The sequence below is a fragment of the Dysosmobacter sp. Phy genome (assembly GCF_054476235.1).
The window spans coordinates 2,460,928-2,475,080 of sequence record NZ_CM136997.1 but is presented as its reverse complement, the minus strand read 5'-3'; the positions used below and the strand labels follow the sequence as shown (position 1 = coordinate 2,475,080).

At 63.0% G+C, this 14,153-nt stretch carries 15 protein-coding genes; 3 read left to right on the top strand and 12 right to left on the bottom strand.

Translation table 11 applies throughout. The annotated features are described in order from the left end of the window. Positions 1-87: 87 nt before the first annotated feature. Positions 88-666 (bottom strand): TlpA family protein disulfide reductase, encoded by a 579-nt coding sequence (locus ACVDHE_RS12230; RefSeq protein ID WP_458884721.1) that lies wholly within the window; start codon positions 664-666, stop codon positions 88-90. A 12-nt stretch (positions 667-678) separates the two neighbouring features. Continuing rightward, the gene (locus ACVDHE_RS12225; RefSeq protein WP_458884720.1) at positions 679-1,341 is read right to left on the bottom strand and encodes a cytochrome c biogenesis CcdA family protein; all 663 of its coding nucleotides are present in this window, start codon (positions 1,339-1,341) and stop codon (positions 679-681) included. Between the two features lie 221 nt (positions 1,342-1,562). Between ACVDHE_RS12225 and ACVDHE_RS12220 the strand changes: the two genes are divergently transcribed. Continuing rightward, a complete protein-coding gene (locus ACVDHE_RS12220; protein ID WP_458884719.1) occupies positions 1,563-2,219 on the top strand; it encodes a Crp/Fnr family transcriptional regulator in 657 nt (218 codons plus the stop codon). A 156-nt stretch (positions 2,220-2,375) separates the two neighbouring features. Further along, positions 2,376-3,095 carry a TSUP family transporter gene (locus ACVDHE_RS12215; protein WP_458884718.1) on the top strand — a complete coding sequence of 240 codons (720 nt, stop codon included), beginning with the start codon at positions 2,376-2,378 and terminating at the stop codon, positions 3,093-3,095. Positions 3,096-3,145: 50 nt separating this feature from the next. On the opposite strand, the gene ACVDHE_RS12210 is transcribed toward ACVDHE_RS12215, so the two are convergent. The 6 genes from ACVDHE_RS12210 to ACVDHE_RS12185 form a co-directional block, all read right to left on the bottom strand. Further along, complete coding sequence (locus ACVDHE_RS12210) at positions 3,146-4,120, bottom strand: zf-HC2 domain-containing protein (protein WP_458884717.1); 975 nt, start codon at positions 4,118-4,120, stop codon at positions 3,146-3,148. After that, positions 4,107-4,613 (bottom strand): RNA polymerase sigma factor, encoded by a 507-nt coding sequence (locus ACVDHE_RS12205; RefSeq protein ID WP_458884716.1) that lies wholly within the window; start codon positions 4,611-4,613, stop codon positions 4,107-4,109. The genes ACVDHE_RS12210 and ACVDHE_RS12205 overlap by 14 nt, the downstream gene beginning before the upstream one ends. Before the next feature lie 149 nt (positions 4,614-4,762). Further along, positions 4,763-5,872, bottom strand: coding sequence for an acryloyl-CoA reductase electron transfer subunit beta (acrA, locus tag ACVDHE_RS12200; RefSeq protein ID WP_458884715.1), 1,110 nt, complete (start codon positions 5,870-5,872; stop codon positions 4,763-4,765). Positions 5,873-5,889: 17 nt separating this feature from the next. Further along, a complete protein-coding gene (acrB, locus tag ACVDHE_RS12195) occupies positions 5,890-6,690 on the bottom strand; it encodes an acryloyl-CoA reductase electron transfer subunit gamma (protein ID WP_213038280.1) in 801 nt (266 codons plus the stop codon). Positions 6,691-6,710: 20 nt separating this feature from the next. After that, positions 6,711-7,853: an acyl-CoA dehydrogenase gene (locus tag ACVDHE_RS12190; RefSeq protein ID WP_458884714.1), complete on the bottom strand. Its 1,143-nt coding sequence runs from the start codon at positions 7,851-7,853 to the stop codon at positions 6,711-6,713. 35 nt (positions 7,854-7,888) lie between these two features. After that, complete coding sequence (locus tag ACVDHE_RS12185) at positions 7,889-8,725, bottom strand: 3-hydroxyacyl-CoA dehydrogenase family protein (RefSeq protein WP_213038278.1); 837 nt, start codon at positions 8,723-8,725, stop codon at positions 7,889-7,891. Positions 8,726-9,157: 432 nt separating this feature from the next. Between ACVDHE_RS12185 and trmB the strand changes: the two genes are divergently transcribed. Then, complete coding sequence (gene trmB / locus ACVDHE_RS12180) at positions 9,158-10,198, top strand: tRNA (guanosine(46)-N7)-methyltransferase TrmB (RefSeq protein WP_458884713.1); 1,041 nt, start codon at positions 9,158-9,160, stop codon at positions 10,196-10,198. 101 nt (positions 10,199-10,299) lie between these two features. Here the strand turns inward: trmB and rplT are convergent, their stop codons facing one another. The 4 genes from rplT to ACVDHE_RS12160 all read right to left on the bottom strand — a co-directional run bounded on the left by rplT (position 10,300) and on the right by ACVDHE_RS12160 (position 13,559). Continuing rightward, on the bottom strand, positions 10,300-10,650 hold the full coding sequence (gene rplT, locus ACVDHE_RS12175) for a 50S ribosomal protein L20 (RefSeq protein WP_325225904.1): 351 nt from the start codon (positions 10,648-10,650) through the stop codon (positions 10,300-10,302). 34 nt (positions 10,651-10,684) lie between these two features. Then, complete coding sequence (gene rpmI / locus ACVDHE_RS12170; protein WP_187015059.1) at positions 10,685-10,882, bottom strand: 50S ribosomal protein L35; 198 nt, start codon at positions 10,880-10,882, stop codon at positions 10,685-10,687. Between the two features lie 38 nt (positions 10,883-10,920). Continuing rightward, positions 10,921-11,427 (bottom strand): translation initiation factor IF-3, encoded by a 507-nt coding sequence (gene infC / locus ACVDHE_RS12165; RefSeq protein WP_213038275.1) that lies wholly within the window; start codon positions 11,425-11,427, stop codon positions 10,921-10,923. Positions 11,428-11,882: 455 nt separating this feature from the next. After that, entirely contained in the window at positions 11,883-13,559 is a 1,677-nt protein-coding gene (locus ACVDHE_RS12160; protein WP_458884712.1) for a GH25 family lysozyme, read from the bottom strand. Positions 13,560-14,153: the final 594 nt, after the last annotated feature.

Below are 14,153 nucleotides of genomic sequence, written 5' to 3'. Positions count from 1 at the left end.
GCAGAATGACAGCCGCGCGCCCGTCGGAAAAATCTTCCGGCAGGCGCGCGGCTGTTGTCAGCACTGGCAGAATCCGGATGCGGACCCTTACGGCAGGATCATGTCGATCCCCTGCTGCAGCGCCTCGGCGCTGAGGGCGCCCACGCCCCGGGCCACGGCGTAGCCCTCGGCGTCGATGAAATAGGTGGTGGGCAGCGAATAGGCCCCGTAGGCCAGGGCGGCCTCGCTCTCCGTGTCGTAAAACACCGGGAAGGTGAAGCCCTGCTCTGCCACATAGGCCGAGGCGGTGTCCACGGTCTCCCGGGACCCGTCGGTCATGTTGATCATCAGGAACTGGACGTCCTCCCCCAGCTCCTGATGAGCCGCGTCAAAGTCCGGCATCTCGCTCTTGCAGGGGCCGCACCAGCTGGCCCAGAAGTTCAGCACCACCGGCTTTCCCGCGTAGTCGCTGAGCCGGACGGCGTTGCCCTCGGCGTCGTAGACGGTGAAGTCCGGCGCCAGGGGCTGCTCCTCCGTCTCATCGGCCTGACCGGCCTCCTCCGTCTCCTGTGCCGCCAAGGCCCCGGTATCCACCCCGGCGGACAGCCGGCCGTACAGCACATAGGCCCCGCCCATGACCAGCACCAGCGCCAGCAAAATCAAAAAGAGCGCTCTTTTTCCTCGCATGTCCATTCCTCCTCAGCTCAGCAGGTTCAGCAGACGGCCCATGGTGCCGGTGGCCATCAGGACACCGATGGCGATCAGCAGTCCGCCGCAGATCTTGTTGATGACGCCGTAGTGGCTCTTGATGAAATTCAGCGCGGATTTCAGCCGGTCGATCAGCAGCGCGCTGAGCAAAAACGGGATCCCCAGGCCCAGGGAGTAGACCAGCAGCATCCCCATGCCCTCCAGCACATGGCCCCGCTGGGAGGCCAGGATCAGCGCCGATCCCAGGAAGGCCCCCACGCAGGGGGTCCAGCCCACGGAGAAGATGACGCCGAACAGCATGGCGGAGAAGAAGCCCAGGTCCCGGGTGTCCACGCTCCGGCTGCTGCCCCGGAACAGGTTCACCTTCACAAGGCCCAGGAAGTGGAGGCCGAAGAAAATCACGATCAGGCCGGAGACGATGTTCACCGCCGTCTGGTGGCTTTTGAGGAAGCCGCCCACGGTGCCCGCCAGGGCGCCCATGGCCACAAACACGGCGGTGAAGCCCAGCACGAAGCCCAGGGCGTTGGTCAGGGTCCGCCGGGTGCTCCGCTGCCCTCCCCCGGCGAAGTAGGACACGTACACCGGCAGCATGGGCAGCAGACAGGGCGAAATGAAGGTGATGACGCCCTCCAGAAAGGAGATCAGGTACTGCATCTCACCGCTCCCTTCCCGCAGCGGCAAATAACGCGGAGCAAATCCGCAGGAATGATTCGATCTGGCGCATGATGTGGTCCTCCTGTTTGGAATTCCCCGGCGGCGCCGGGGGAGTGTGTTCAGTATATCCGATGAAGCCGGAATCTTCTGTGATGATATCACCTTTTGACATCCCATGCAAATTCCGCTATACTGGCTCCAGGAAAAAAGGAGGCGGCAGGATGGAACTTTCCGGAGGATTTCCCATCTGGGATAAACTGACGGCACAGCAGCGGGAGACCCTCACCGCTGCCGCTGCGGTGCGCTTTGCCAAGCGCGGCACCCTGCTCCACGGGGGCAGCAGCGACTGTCTGGGACTGCTGGTGGTCCGGGAGGGACAGCTGCGGGCCTATATTCTCTCGGAGGAGGGGCGGGAGATCACCCTCTACCGCCTGTTCCAGCGGGACATCTGCCTGTTCTCCGCCGCCTGCGCCATGGGCTCTTTGCAGCTGGACATCGCCCTGGAGGCGGAAAAGGACACGGAGTTCTTCCTGATCCCGCCGGAGGTGTACCGCTCCGTCATGGAGGCCTCGGCCCCCCTGGCCAACTACACCAACACACTGATGGCGGAGCGGTTCTCCCAGGTGATGTGGCTGATGGAGCAGGTCATGTGGCACAGCTTTGACCGGCGGCTGGCGGCCTTTTTGCTGGAGGAGAGCGCTCTGGAGGGCTCCGCCCGCCTGGAGCTGACCCACGAGCGGATCGCCGCCCACCTGGGCACCGCCCGGGAGGTGGTGACCCGGATGCTGCGCTACTTCCAGAGCGAGGGGCTGGTGCGCCTGTCCCGGGGCGCGGTGGAGCTCACCGACACCGCCGGCCTGCGCCGTCTGAGCGCCTGATGCGCGTCCCCGCCCGCCGTCCTGGCGGCCGGGGACGTTTTTCGCCGCCCCGGCCCGCTTGGGGCGCTTTTCCTTGACTTCGCCGCCGCCAGGGCGTATCATCGGGCCGGACGGGAGGGATACGCCCCTACCCTGCTGATGTTGGGAGGCGGTCTCTTGCAGCTTTTCATCCTGCTCTCCGGCAGCTTTTTGGCGGCCATGATCTCCGGCGCCGCGGGCTTCGGCGGGTCTCTCCTGCTGCTGCCGGTGGCCTCGGCCTGCGTGGGCGCCCGGACGGCGGTTCCGGTGCTGACCATCGCCCAGCTGATGGGCAACATCGCCCGGATGAGCGCCGGCTGGAGTCAGATCCGCTGGCGGGAGGCGGGGCTCTTCTCTCTGACGGCCCTGCCCCTGGCGGCCCTGGGCGCCCTGGGCTTCACCCTGCTGCCGCCGGAGGCGGTCAGCCGCTTTGTGGGCGCGGCGCTGATATTGCTGGTGGTGCTGAAGCTGGCGCTGAAGAAGGAGCTGCCCCGGGGCAGGGGAACGCTTTTGATCGGCGGTGCCCTGACCGGCGGGCTGTCGGGTCTGTGCGGCAGCGGCGGGCCCATCGGCGCGGCGGTGTTTTTGTCCCTGGACCTGCCGCCGGTGGCTTACATCGCCAGCGAGGCGGCCACCGCCACCGCCATGCACATCCTCAAGATCTTCGTTTACAGCAAGCTCTCCGCCCTGGACGGGCGGGCGCTGCTGATTGGCCTTGCCATGGGCGGGTGCATGGTGCTGGGCACCTACGCCGCCCGCCGCTTCATCCGCGGCATGGACAAGGGCCGCTTTCAGCGGTACGTGGCGGTGCTGCTGTGCGCCGTGGGCGTGTACATGGTACTGACCGGCGGCGGCTGAGCCGTTCCATCAAAAGAGCCTCTGCCGGTCCGGCAGGGGCTCTTTTCTCTTCAGTCCCGGCGGAGGAAGTACCGCACGAACACCACACCCAGCAGGGCCGCGATGCCCATGTACGCGTTCAGCAAAAACAGCTCCGCCGTCCCCTTGCCGCCGCCCCAGTTGTCCTGCACGGAATCGTCCCGGTACTCCTCCGTCACGTCCCGGCCCTCCCGGTCCAGCAGCGCGATCTGTGTATACGCCGCCCGGGCCTCCGTCTCCTCCGGGATGCCCAGGTCTTTTTTCAGCTCCGCTTCCCCCAGGAGCCACAGAAAATCCGGCTCCGTCACCGGATAGGTCTTTTCATAGGGGGACAGGGTCTTGGCACCGTTCAGCGCCATGTACCAGGTGACCCGGATGCCGTAGATCTCCCGGCAGGTGTCTCCCGCCAGCAGATAGAGCGCCGTCCCGTCGCCTGCCGTCAGCTCCGTCTCCAGCACCCCCGCCGTATAGGGGAAGGGGGCCATGGAGGCGCTCAGAGTCCGGTACTTCCCGTTCCACCCTCTCTCCAGGCGGACCACACCATGGACCCGGTCGGCGTTGTCGGCGGCATAGGCCACATACAGCTCATTGCCCCGCGTCCGGGCAGCGAGGACCCGCAGGGGCGTATCCGGCTCGATGCGGTGGGAGCTGGTGCTGTCCGCCGGTGAGGGGATGTAGTCCTCCACGGCCGCCAGCCAGCCGGCCTCCGTATCGGGATAGTGGTACTCCCGGTCATAGAGCCACCACATGCACCACAGCGCCACCAGCGCGGACAGCAGCGCGGCGATCAAACGGGTGCGCCGGACCCGCCTGAGGAACCGCAGCGCTCGCCGGGGCGCCTGCCGCAGGGGGACATCCTGCCGCATATGAGCCTCCATCTCCCGGCAGGCGGCGCACTCCGCCAGATGGGACCGCACCTGCTCCGCCGTCTCCGGCTCCGTCAGCTCCTCCACATAGGCGGGCAGCAGATCCCGCACCACGCAGCAGTCCAGTTTATTGCCCTCCATGTCCGTCACCTCCCATTTTCCGCGCCAGGGCCTCCTTGCCTCGGTAAAAGCGCACCCGGGCCCATACCTCGCTGCGGCCCAGCAGGTCCCCGATCTCCCGGAAGGAGAACTCGCCTGCCAGGCGCAGATAAATGACCTCCCGGGTCTCCGGATCCAGCCGCTGCATGGCCCGGTACAGGGCCAGCCGTTCCTCCCGGCTCTCCAGCTCTGCCGCAGGATCGTCCGGGGCTTCCAGCCGGCTCAGTGCCTCCTCTTCCAGCGGCGACGCCCGCTGGCGGCGCCGGCACTCTGCAAACCACAGCCGCTTGGCAATGGCACACAGCCACACCAGAGGCGTGCAGTCGCCCCGGAAGGTATCCAATCCCCGCAGCGCCTGACAAAAGGTCTCCTGGGTCAGTTCCTCTGCCGTGTCCGCCTCTCCGCACAGGGAAAACAGATACCGGTACACGCTCTGTGCGTGCTGCTCATAGAGGTCCTCCCCCCGGTGGGCCATGTTCCATCACCTCCGTTCTGTCTGTTAGTTGACGGGGCTGTGCATTCGTTACAGCTTTTTTCGCGTCTTTATCGGGTGCTGCCGCACATCCCGCAAAAAGCGGGCCGTTCCGTTTGGAACGGCCCGCTTTCAGGCTTTGTAAAGGGAATTTACTTGGCAGCCTTGACGGCCTTGATGGCCTCGATCAGCATGGGAGTGACCTTGAACAGGTCGCCGCAGATGCCGTAGTCGGCGATCTCGAAGATGGGAGCGGTGTCGTTCTTGTTCACCGCGATGATGCACTCGGAATCCTGCATGCCGGCCTTGTGCTGGATGGCACCGGAAATGCCCAGAGCGATGTACACCTTCGGATGCACGGTCTTGCCGGTCTGGCCCACCTGGTGGTCGGCGGACAGCCAGCCGGAGTCGATGGTGGCACGGGAGCCGCCAACGACGCCGCCCAGCACCTCAGCCAGCTCCTCAGCCAGCTTGATGCCGCCCTCGACATCCTTGCTGATGCCGCGGCCAACGGACACGATGTAGTCGGCGCCGATCAGGTCCACCAGCTTCTTGGCGGCCTTGACCACCTCGGTGACCTCGGTGTGGATGTCGGCCTCGGTCAGGGAGAAGGCGGGCTTGACGATCTCGCAGGCGTCGGCCTTGGCCTGATCGAAGGGGTTCTTCTTCATGACGCCCGGACGCACCGTCGCCATGCAGGGACGGAAGCGGGGGCAGATGATGGTGGCCATCAGGTGACCGCCGAAAGCGGGACGGGTCATCTTCAGGTTCCGGTCCTCCATGTCCCACTTGGTGTTGTCCACGTCCAGAGTGGAGGACTCACGCAGGAACTGGATGTAGTTGGCCACATCCACGTCCAGGTGGGTGCAGTCAGCGCACAGGCCGGTGTGCAGACGGGCGGCGCACCGGGGGCCCAGGTCACGGCCGATGTTGGTGGCGCCGATCAGGAAGGCCTCGGGCTTCATCTCCTCGATGACGTCGCAGATGACCTTGGCATAGGCGTCGGTGTTGTACACGGCCAGCAGCGGGCTCTCGCACACGATCACCTTGTCGGCGCCGTAGCCGCCCAGCTCCTTGGCAACGCTCTCGATCCCCTCGCCGCCCAGCAGCAGGCCGCACAGGTTCACGCCCAGCTCGTTGGCCAGGTCGCGGCCCTTGGAGATCAGCTCGAAATCGGTGGGCATCAGCTTGCCCTCGCGCTGCTCACAGAACACCCATACGTCCTTGAAAGCAGCGATATCAGCACTGTTGAAATTAGACATCGTTTCTCTCCCCCTTCTCAGATGATGTGCTTCTTGGCCAGGATCTCAGCCAGCTGCTCGCAGGTGGCCTTGTCCGCACCTTCCAGCATCATGCCGGCACCCTTCTGGGGCGGGGTGAAGCTCTTGAAGATGTTGGTGGGAGAGCCCTTGAGGCCGATGGTGGTGGCGTCGATCAGAGGATCGTCCTTCAGAGCCTCGTAATCGTAGGTGGTCAGGGGCTTGCCATAGGCCTCGAACACGCCGCCGACGCTCATGTAACGAGGAGTGTTCAGCTCCTTGATGCAGGTGATCAGGCAGGGGGTCTGGACCTTGATGGTCATGTAGCCGTCCTCCAGCATGCGCTTGACGGTGATGGTGTTGCCGTCCTTGACGATCTCGGCGGCGTAGGTCACCTGAGGCAGGTGCAGCTTCTCGGCGATCTGGGGACCGACCTGAGCGGTGTCGCCGTCGATGGCCTGCCGGCCGCACATGACGATATCGTCGGCCTCCACGCCGATCTTGTTGATGGCGGCGGCCAGGATCTGGGAGGTGGCGTAGGTATCGGAGCCGCCGAACTCGCGGGCGGACACCAGGACGGCCTCGTCGGCGCCCATGGCCAGAGCCTCACGCAGCATGCCGGCAGCGGGGGCGGGACCCATGGTGACCACGACGACCTTGCAGCCGGTGGCGTCCTTGAGCTTCAGGGCGGCCTCCAGGGCGTTCATGTCGTCGGGGTTGGTGATGGTCTGCATGGACGCACGGTTCAGCGTACCGTCGGGATTCACCGCCACCTTGCCGGAGGTATCGGGAACCTGCTTGATAGAAACAATGATCTTCATTTTAACCTTTACCTCCTATGTTACTTCACGCCCAGGTGGCTGGCGATGACCATGCGCTGGACCTCGGATGTACCCTCGTAGATCTCGGTGATCTTGGCGTCGCGCATCATGCGCTCCACGGGATACTCACGGGTGTAGCCATAGCCGCCGAAGAGCTGGACGGCGCGGCGGGTAACGTCGGAGGCAGCCTCAGCTGCGAAGAGCTTGGCCATGGAGGCGTCCATGGAATAATCCTCATGGAGCTGCTTCTTGCAGGCGGCGGCATAGACCAGATACTGGGCAGCCTGCATACGGCAGTGCATGTCGGCCAGCTGGAACTGGGTGTTCTGGAACTGGCTCAGGCGCTTGCCGAACTGCACGCGCTCCTTGGTGTACTTGACAGCCTCGTTCACGGCGCCCTCGCCCAGGCCCAGGGCCTGCGCGGCGATGCCGATACGGCCGCCGTCCAGGGTCATCATGGCGATCTTGAAGCCCTTGCCCTCTTTGCCCAGCAGGTTCTCCTTGGGGACGATGCAGTCCTCAAAGATCAGGTCGCAGGTGGAGGAGCCGCGGATGCCCATCTTCTTCTCGTGCTTGCCGGTGGAGAAGCCGGGGAAGCTCTTTTCCACGATGAAGGCGGAGATGCCGTGGTTGCCCTTGGACTTGTCGGTCATGGCGAACACCACGAAGGTGTCGGCCACGTTGCCGTTGGTGATGAAGCACTTGGAGCCGTTGAGGACGTAATGGTCGCCCTCCAGCACGGCGGTGGTCTGCTGGCCGGAGGCGTCGGTGCCGGCGTTGGGCTCGGTCAGGCCGAAGGCGCCGATCTTGCGGCCGGAGAGCAGGTCGGGCAGATACTTGCGCTTCTGCTCCTCGGTGCCGTGCTCAAAGATGGGGGCGCAGCACAGAGAGGTGTGGGCGGAGACGATAACGGCGGTGGTGCCGCAGACCTTAGCCAGCTCCTCCACGCACATGGCATAGGACAGAACGTCGCCGCCGGCGCCGCCGTACTCCTTGGGGAAGTAGATGCCCATCATGCCCAGCTTCGCCATCTTCTCCACGGTCTCCATGGGGAAGCGCTCCTCTTCGTCGATCTCCTCGGCCAGGGGCTTGACCTCATTCTCGGCAAACTCCCGGTACATCTTACGGAGCATCAACTGCTCGTTTGTCAGATGAAAATCCATTACCATTTACTCCTTTACTTCTTTGCTGAGGCGGTTTACTTGGAATAATCGTAGAAGCCCTTGCCGGTCTTGCGGCCCAGCAGGCCACCGCGGACCATCTTCCGCAGCAGCAGGGCAGGGCGATACTTGGAATCGCCGGTCTCGTTGTACAGGGTCTCCATGATGGCCAGGCACACGTCCAGGCCGATGAAATCGCCCAGAGCCAGGGGGCCCATGGGATGGTTGGCGCCCAGCTGCATGGCCTTGTCGATGTCCTCGACGGAGGCGACGCCGGTCTCCACCAGGCCAACGGCCTCGTTGATCATGGGGATCAGGATCTTGTTGACGACGAAACCGGGAGCCTCGGCGACCTCAACGGGGTCCTTGCCGATCTCCTTGGACAGGTTGTAGATGAAGTCGAAGGTCTCCTGGGTGGTGTTGGCGCCCCGGATGATCTCCACCAGCTTCATGCTGGGCACGGGGTTGAAGAAGTGCATGCCGATGACGGGGTGATTCAGGCCGTTGCCCATCTCGGTGACGGACAGAGAGGAGGTGTTGGTGGCGAAGATGGCCTCGGGCTTGCACATGGCATCCAGCTCGCCCAGCAGCGCCTTCTTGGTGGCCATGTCCTCCTTGACGCACTCGATGATGAGATCGGCGTCAGCGCAGGCGGACTTCTCCTCCACCAGCACGTTGGCAAGCAGAGCGTCCACGGCCTCCTGGGTCATCTTGCCCTTGGCCACGCGCTTGGCAAGAGACGCAGCCAGCTTGTCCTTGTGCTTCTGAGCGGAAGCGACGGAGCTCGCATACATCAGGGCGGTGTGGCCCTTGGCCGCAAAGACCTGCGCGATGCCGCTGCCCATGGTGCCAGCGCCAAAAATAGCAACCTTCATGATAATTCCTCCTGTATTTTGTTTCATTTTAAATGGACTGGTTCATGCCATTGGTTTTCCGGGGTTCTGCAGGGGAAATCGAGAGCAAACGCCGACATTGCTAATTTACTCACAATGTCTATTATAGGTGGCCGTAATCCATTTATCAAGTCTAAATTGCTGCCGGACCCCCTGTTTTTTGCTTTTTTACACTTCCGACAAAATACTCGTTAAATTTTATACAATTTTGTTAAGGTATTAACAGGATGCCTCCCGCAAAGCCCGCCGGCAACGGGGGTGCGGGGCGGAAAAATCCATTTACACCGTCCGGTTCCTGTGGTAGAATAGGCGGGACACCACAAGTTCTTGTGGAATATGACGATCTCACCGCCGGCGGGCCGGGAGGGTTCCCCTCCCCTGCTCCGCCGGCGCGCGGACCTGGGAGGGCCCCTTATGCGGATGCGAAAGAAAAAGAACCTGATCCCCCGGATGGAGCGCTGCGGCGACCGTCTGATCCGGGATCCCTACGACCGGCGGGGGCACTGGCGGGACCTGATGCCCCAGGCAAAGGAAGTCTGGCTGGAGCTGGGCTGCGGCAAGGGCCGCTTCACCGCCGGCACCGCCGCCGCGGCGCCGGACGTGCTGTATCTGGCGGTGGAGATGGTGCCGGACGCCATGGTGGTGGCCATGGAGCGGTGCGTCAGCGCCGGGCTCACCAACACCTTCTTCGTGGACGCCAACGCTGACCAGCTGCCGGCCTTCTTCGCCCCCGGCGAGGTGGACCGCATCTACATCAACTTCTGCGACCCCTGGCCCAGCAACCGCCACGCCAAGCGGCGGCTGACCCACGGCAACTTTCTGCGGCTGTACCGCCAGGTGCTGAAGGAGGGCGGCCAGATCCACTTCAAGACCGACAACCGCCCTCTGTTCGAGTTCTCCGTGGAGGAGCTGCCCCGGTTCGGGTTCGAGCTGTCCGAGGTATCCTGGGACCTCCACGCCAACGGACCCGTGGGCATCATGACCGACTACGAGGCCAAGTTCTACGACCTGGGCCAGCCCATCCACCGGTGCGTGGGCACCATGGTGCCCTGGGTGGAGCCCTTCCCCACGGAGATCAAGACGGTGAAAAACCGCTGGCTGGACACCTTCGCCGCCGGCGTGTCGGAGAAGGACCTGGGCGAGCGGGTGCTGGCGGAGGGGAATTTCCTCTGGCACCTGTTCTCCTGGGAGCTGGTGCCCCACCTGACCGGGGACGCCGCCCAAAAGGCCCTGGCGGAGCATGCCGGAGAGGAACTGTACCTCTTCTATTATGAGTACCCGCCGGAGGGCGCGCCTCTGGTGCGGCGCGTCAGCGGTCCGGCGGACCTGCCGCCGGAGCAGGACAGCCTCATGGGCGCGGACTGGTACGTGGTGGACAAGGACTTCACCTGGACCTACGCCCACACGCACGAGGACAGCTGCGGCCCCTATTTCTGCACGGCGCCCCAGGCATAAAATAACGAACGCGCTTCCCCGGCGGGGGAGCGCGCTTTTCATTGCGCAGAAAATGCCCCGCCCCAATACAGGGACGGGGCATGAAACGCCACGGTATGGACTTACGCCTTCTTGGCGATCTCGGTCAGCTGGGTGAAAGCGGCGGGATCGCTGATGGCCATTTCGGAGAGCATCTTGCGGTTGATCTCGATGCCGGCGACCTTCAAACCGTGCATGAAGCTGGAGTAGTTCATGCCGTTGAGCTTGCAGGCGGCGGAGATCCGGGTGATCCACAGGGAGCGGAAGTCACGCTTCTTCAGCCGGCGGCCGGTGTAGGCGTAGCTGAGGGACTTCATCACCGCCTGGTTGGCAACGCGGAAATGCTTGGACTTGGAACCCCAGTAGCCCTTGGCCATCTTCAGGGTCTTATTTCTTCTCTTGCGCGTCATCATCGCGCCTTTAACTCTAGCCATTGTAAAAGCCTCCTATTTGAAACGTCTCGTTATCTTACTTGTAGGGGATCATCTTGCGGACGGCGTCCATGTTGGTCACGTCCGCATAACCGCCGGCGCGCAGACGACGAGTGCGCTTGGTGTCCTTCTTGGTGAGGATGTGGCTCTTAAAGGCCTTGGCGCGCTTGACCTTGCCGGTCTTGGTGAGGTTGAATCTCTTCTTTGCACCGCTATGGGTCTTCAGCTTAGGCATCGTAATAGCTCCTTCCGTGTGTTTGAAAATCTCAGGTATTATTTGTTGGGCTTGGGAGAGAGGAAAATGGACATCATCCGGCCCTCCAGCTTGGGACTCTTGTCCAGATTGGCGGTCTCGGCACATTCAGCGGCAAAGCGCTCCAGCAGATCCCGGCCAATGTCGGTGTGCGCCATCTCGCGGCCCCGGAAACGAACGGACACTTTGACCCGGTTGCCGTCGGCGATGAACTTCTGCGCGTTCTTGAGCTTCGTGTTGAAGTCTCCAACGTCGATCCCCGGAGACATCCGGATCTCCTTGATCTCCACCACATGCTGGTTCTTTCTGGCCTCTTTTTCCCGCTTGCTCTGCTCGAACCGGAACTTGCCGTAATTCATCAGCTTGCAGACCGGGGGAACGGCCTGGGGCGAGATCTTCACCAGGTCCAGACCCTGCTCATCGGCGATCTTCAGAGCCTCTGCCGAGGACATGATGCCCAGCTGCTCGCCCTGTTCACCGATCAGACGGATCTCCCTGTCGCGGATGTCCTCGTTCAGTTCATGCACTAACTTAGCTATGGTCGAAGCACCTCCATTCAAAAATCACAAAACGCGGATACCATCCTTGGCATCCGCGCAACAACAAACCACCTGTACGGCGGTCTGATAACGACGTTGTTGACCTCTTTGCCTTGGGCGGGAGGTGAGGCGGATGCGATCAGCCTTCTTTGTTTTGCTGATTTAGTATACCAGGGACAGTTCCGTTTGTCAACCATATTTTTTTCCTGGAAGGTGAATATTTTCCGCCGGTCCGGCCAGAATACATCCGTACTCAAACAGGCGAAAGGAGGTGTCCCCATGCCCAACGAGAACCGGAACAACAACCAGAAGGAAAACCGCACCCAGAACCAGCAGCCCCAGAAGGAAAACCGCAATCAGAAGGAGAACCGCAAGTAACCACTCCCCTTCCCTTTTGTGAACAGCGCCCGGAGGCGATACCTCCGGGCGCTGTCTGTTCGCGCTCACCAGTTGAAGCGGATGTTGGCGTCCACCTTGGTGGTCCTGCCGTCGCCGATGCCGGCGATGGCGCAGCTGCTGGAGAACTGCCAGTAGTCCATCCGGTAGTAGAGGGTCGGGTACAGCTTTTCAGAAGAGGCGCTCTTGTACTCGGGATACCAGCTCAGGTACGGTGCCAGGGCGCCCTGGTCGTACTTGACATAGCTGACGTACTGCCCGGCGTAGACCATGGCCTTGTAGCCGGCCTCCTCGATCCGCCGGCAGAAGGCGATGGCGCAGGCGGTGGCCATCTCCGGCGTGGTGCCGTAGACACGGTAGCTGGAGTCGTGCATCTCCCAGTCGTAGGCCACGGGGCCGTTGATCTGGTGGCCCTCCAGCAGGCTCAGTACGAAGTCCGCCTCCTCGATGGCCTCCTCCACGGTGATGGCCTGGGCGAAGAAGTACACGCCGGTCTGGATCCCCGCCGCCATGGCGCCCTCGATGTTCTGCTTGTAGAAGGCGTCGGCATGGATGGCACCGGTGGAGGTGCCCCGCAGGCCGATGCGGACCATGGCGAACTCCACGCCGTCGTTGCGGACGGCCTGCCAGTCGATGGTGTTGTTCTCACACTCCCGGTTCTGGTAGGCGGACACGTCGATGCCGAAGCTGGTGGAACAGGCTCCGCCCACGTACATCAGCCGGTCGGGATGGACCGGATCCCAGATAAAGTCGTTCTGGGCAAAGCGGTTGGGCTCCACGCCCGCATAGACCGGGTACTGCTTGCCGCTGTATGTGATGTACTCCCCGGTGGTGGGAGAGGGGGTGTAGACCTCACTGGGCTGGATGCCGGCGGACGGCTGCTGGCCGGTGGACCCGCCGGGGGTCTGCTCCGGCTTGGAGGTATCGGCGATAACGGTGAGTTCCACATTGCTGAAGTTTCGAACCGTGCCGCCCACGGTCACATATTCCAGCACCACAGGTCCGGTGACGCCCGGTGCCACGATCAGATCGCCGGAGATGGACATACCTTTTAAATAAGCGCCTTCGCTGGCGTTGATCATCAGCGTCCCCTCCACCGGAGCGGAGTAGACGGCGGAGGTCTGCACCAGCACCGTGACCATGTTGTTGAGGATGTTGACGATCTCCGCCCGGGTGATGGGCTCCGTGGGACGGAAGCGGCCGTCGGCACAGTCGGTGATGTAGCCCCGGGCGGTCATCTCCGCCAGCGGCGCCTGAGCATAGGAGGCGATATCGGCGGCGTCGGCATAGGGCAGCGCCGTGGAGGTGCCGGTGACGTTGAAGGCCCGGGCGATCATGGTCACCGCCTGCTGGCGGGTGATGGTGTCCCCGGCCAGAGCCTGGCCGTTGTTGCCCAGATACACGCCCGCTGCGTGGAGCTTGAGGATCTGCTGCTCCCAGTAGGTCCCGACGGTGTCGGAAAAGGTCTCCGCCGGGGAGACGGCCTGGTACTTCAAAAAGCGGTCCAGAATACCGGCGAAAGCGCCCCGGGTGATGGAGGCGTCGGGCCGGAAGGTGCCGTCCTCATAGCCGTTGATGATGCCGTACTGCTCACTCCACTTGGTAATGGCCCCCTCGGCCCAGTGGCCGGCGGTATCGGTGAAGGCGGCCTTCGCCGGTACTGCCGTCAGCCCCGCCGACAGGGCCAGGGCGGTCAGCGCTGCCAGAATTCGCTTTTTTCTCATGCTCTTCCGTGTCCTTTCGTCATCATTCGACGCTGCGCGCCTGAAAAAAAGGGCTTCTCCCGGAGGAGAGCCCTCATTGGAACTGGTTTACATATTATCATAGCCGCTTTTCCCTGTCAACCGCAGACGCCTCTCCGTCGGAGATTTCCAGGGAAAAGATGCGAAAACGATGCAAAAAGCCGCCCGCGCAGAAAACGCGGGCGGCTTTTGGGCTTATTCCACCGTGACGGACTTTGCCAGGTTCCGGGGCTTGTCGATGTCGCAGCCCCGCTGCAGCGCGCCCCACAAAAGCGCCGCTTTTGCGGGGACCCCGCATGGAACTCAAATCGGCCGAAGTGAATTCGCCCGATTTCAAGGTTTTGCTCCGCAAAACGCTTGACGCGCCATCCGGCGCGCTGTGGCGCTGCGGCCTTCGGCTTATTCCACCGTGACGGACTTTGCCAGGTTCCGGGGCTTGTCGATGTCGCAGCCCCGCTGCAGCGCGCCCCACAAAAGCGACGCTTTTGCGGGGGCCCCGCATGGAACTCAAATCGGCCGAAGTGAATTCGCCCGATTTCAAGGTTTTGCTCCGCAAAACGCTTGACGCGCCACCCG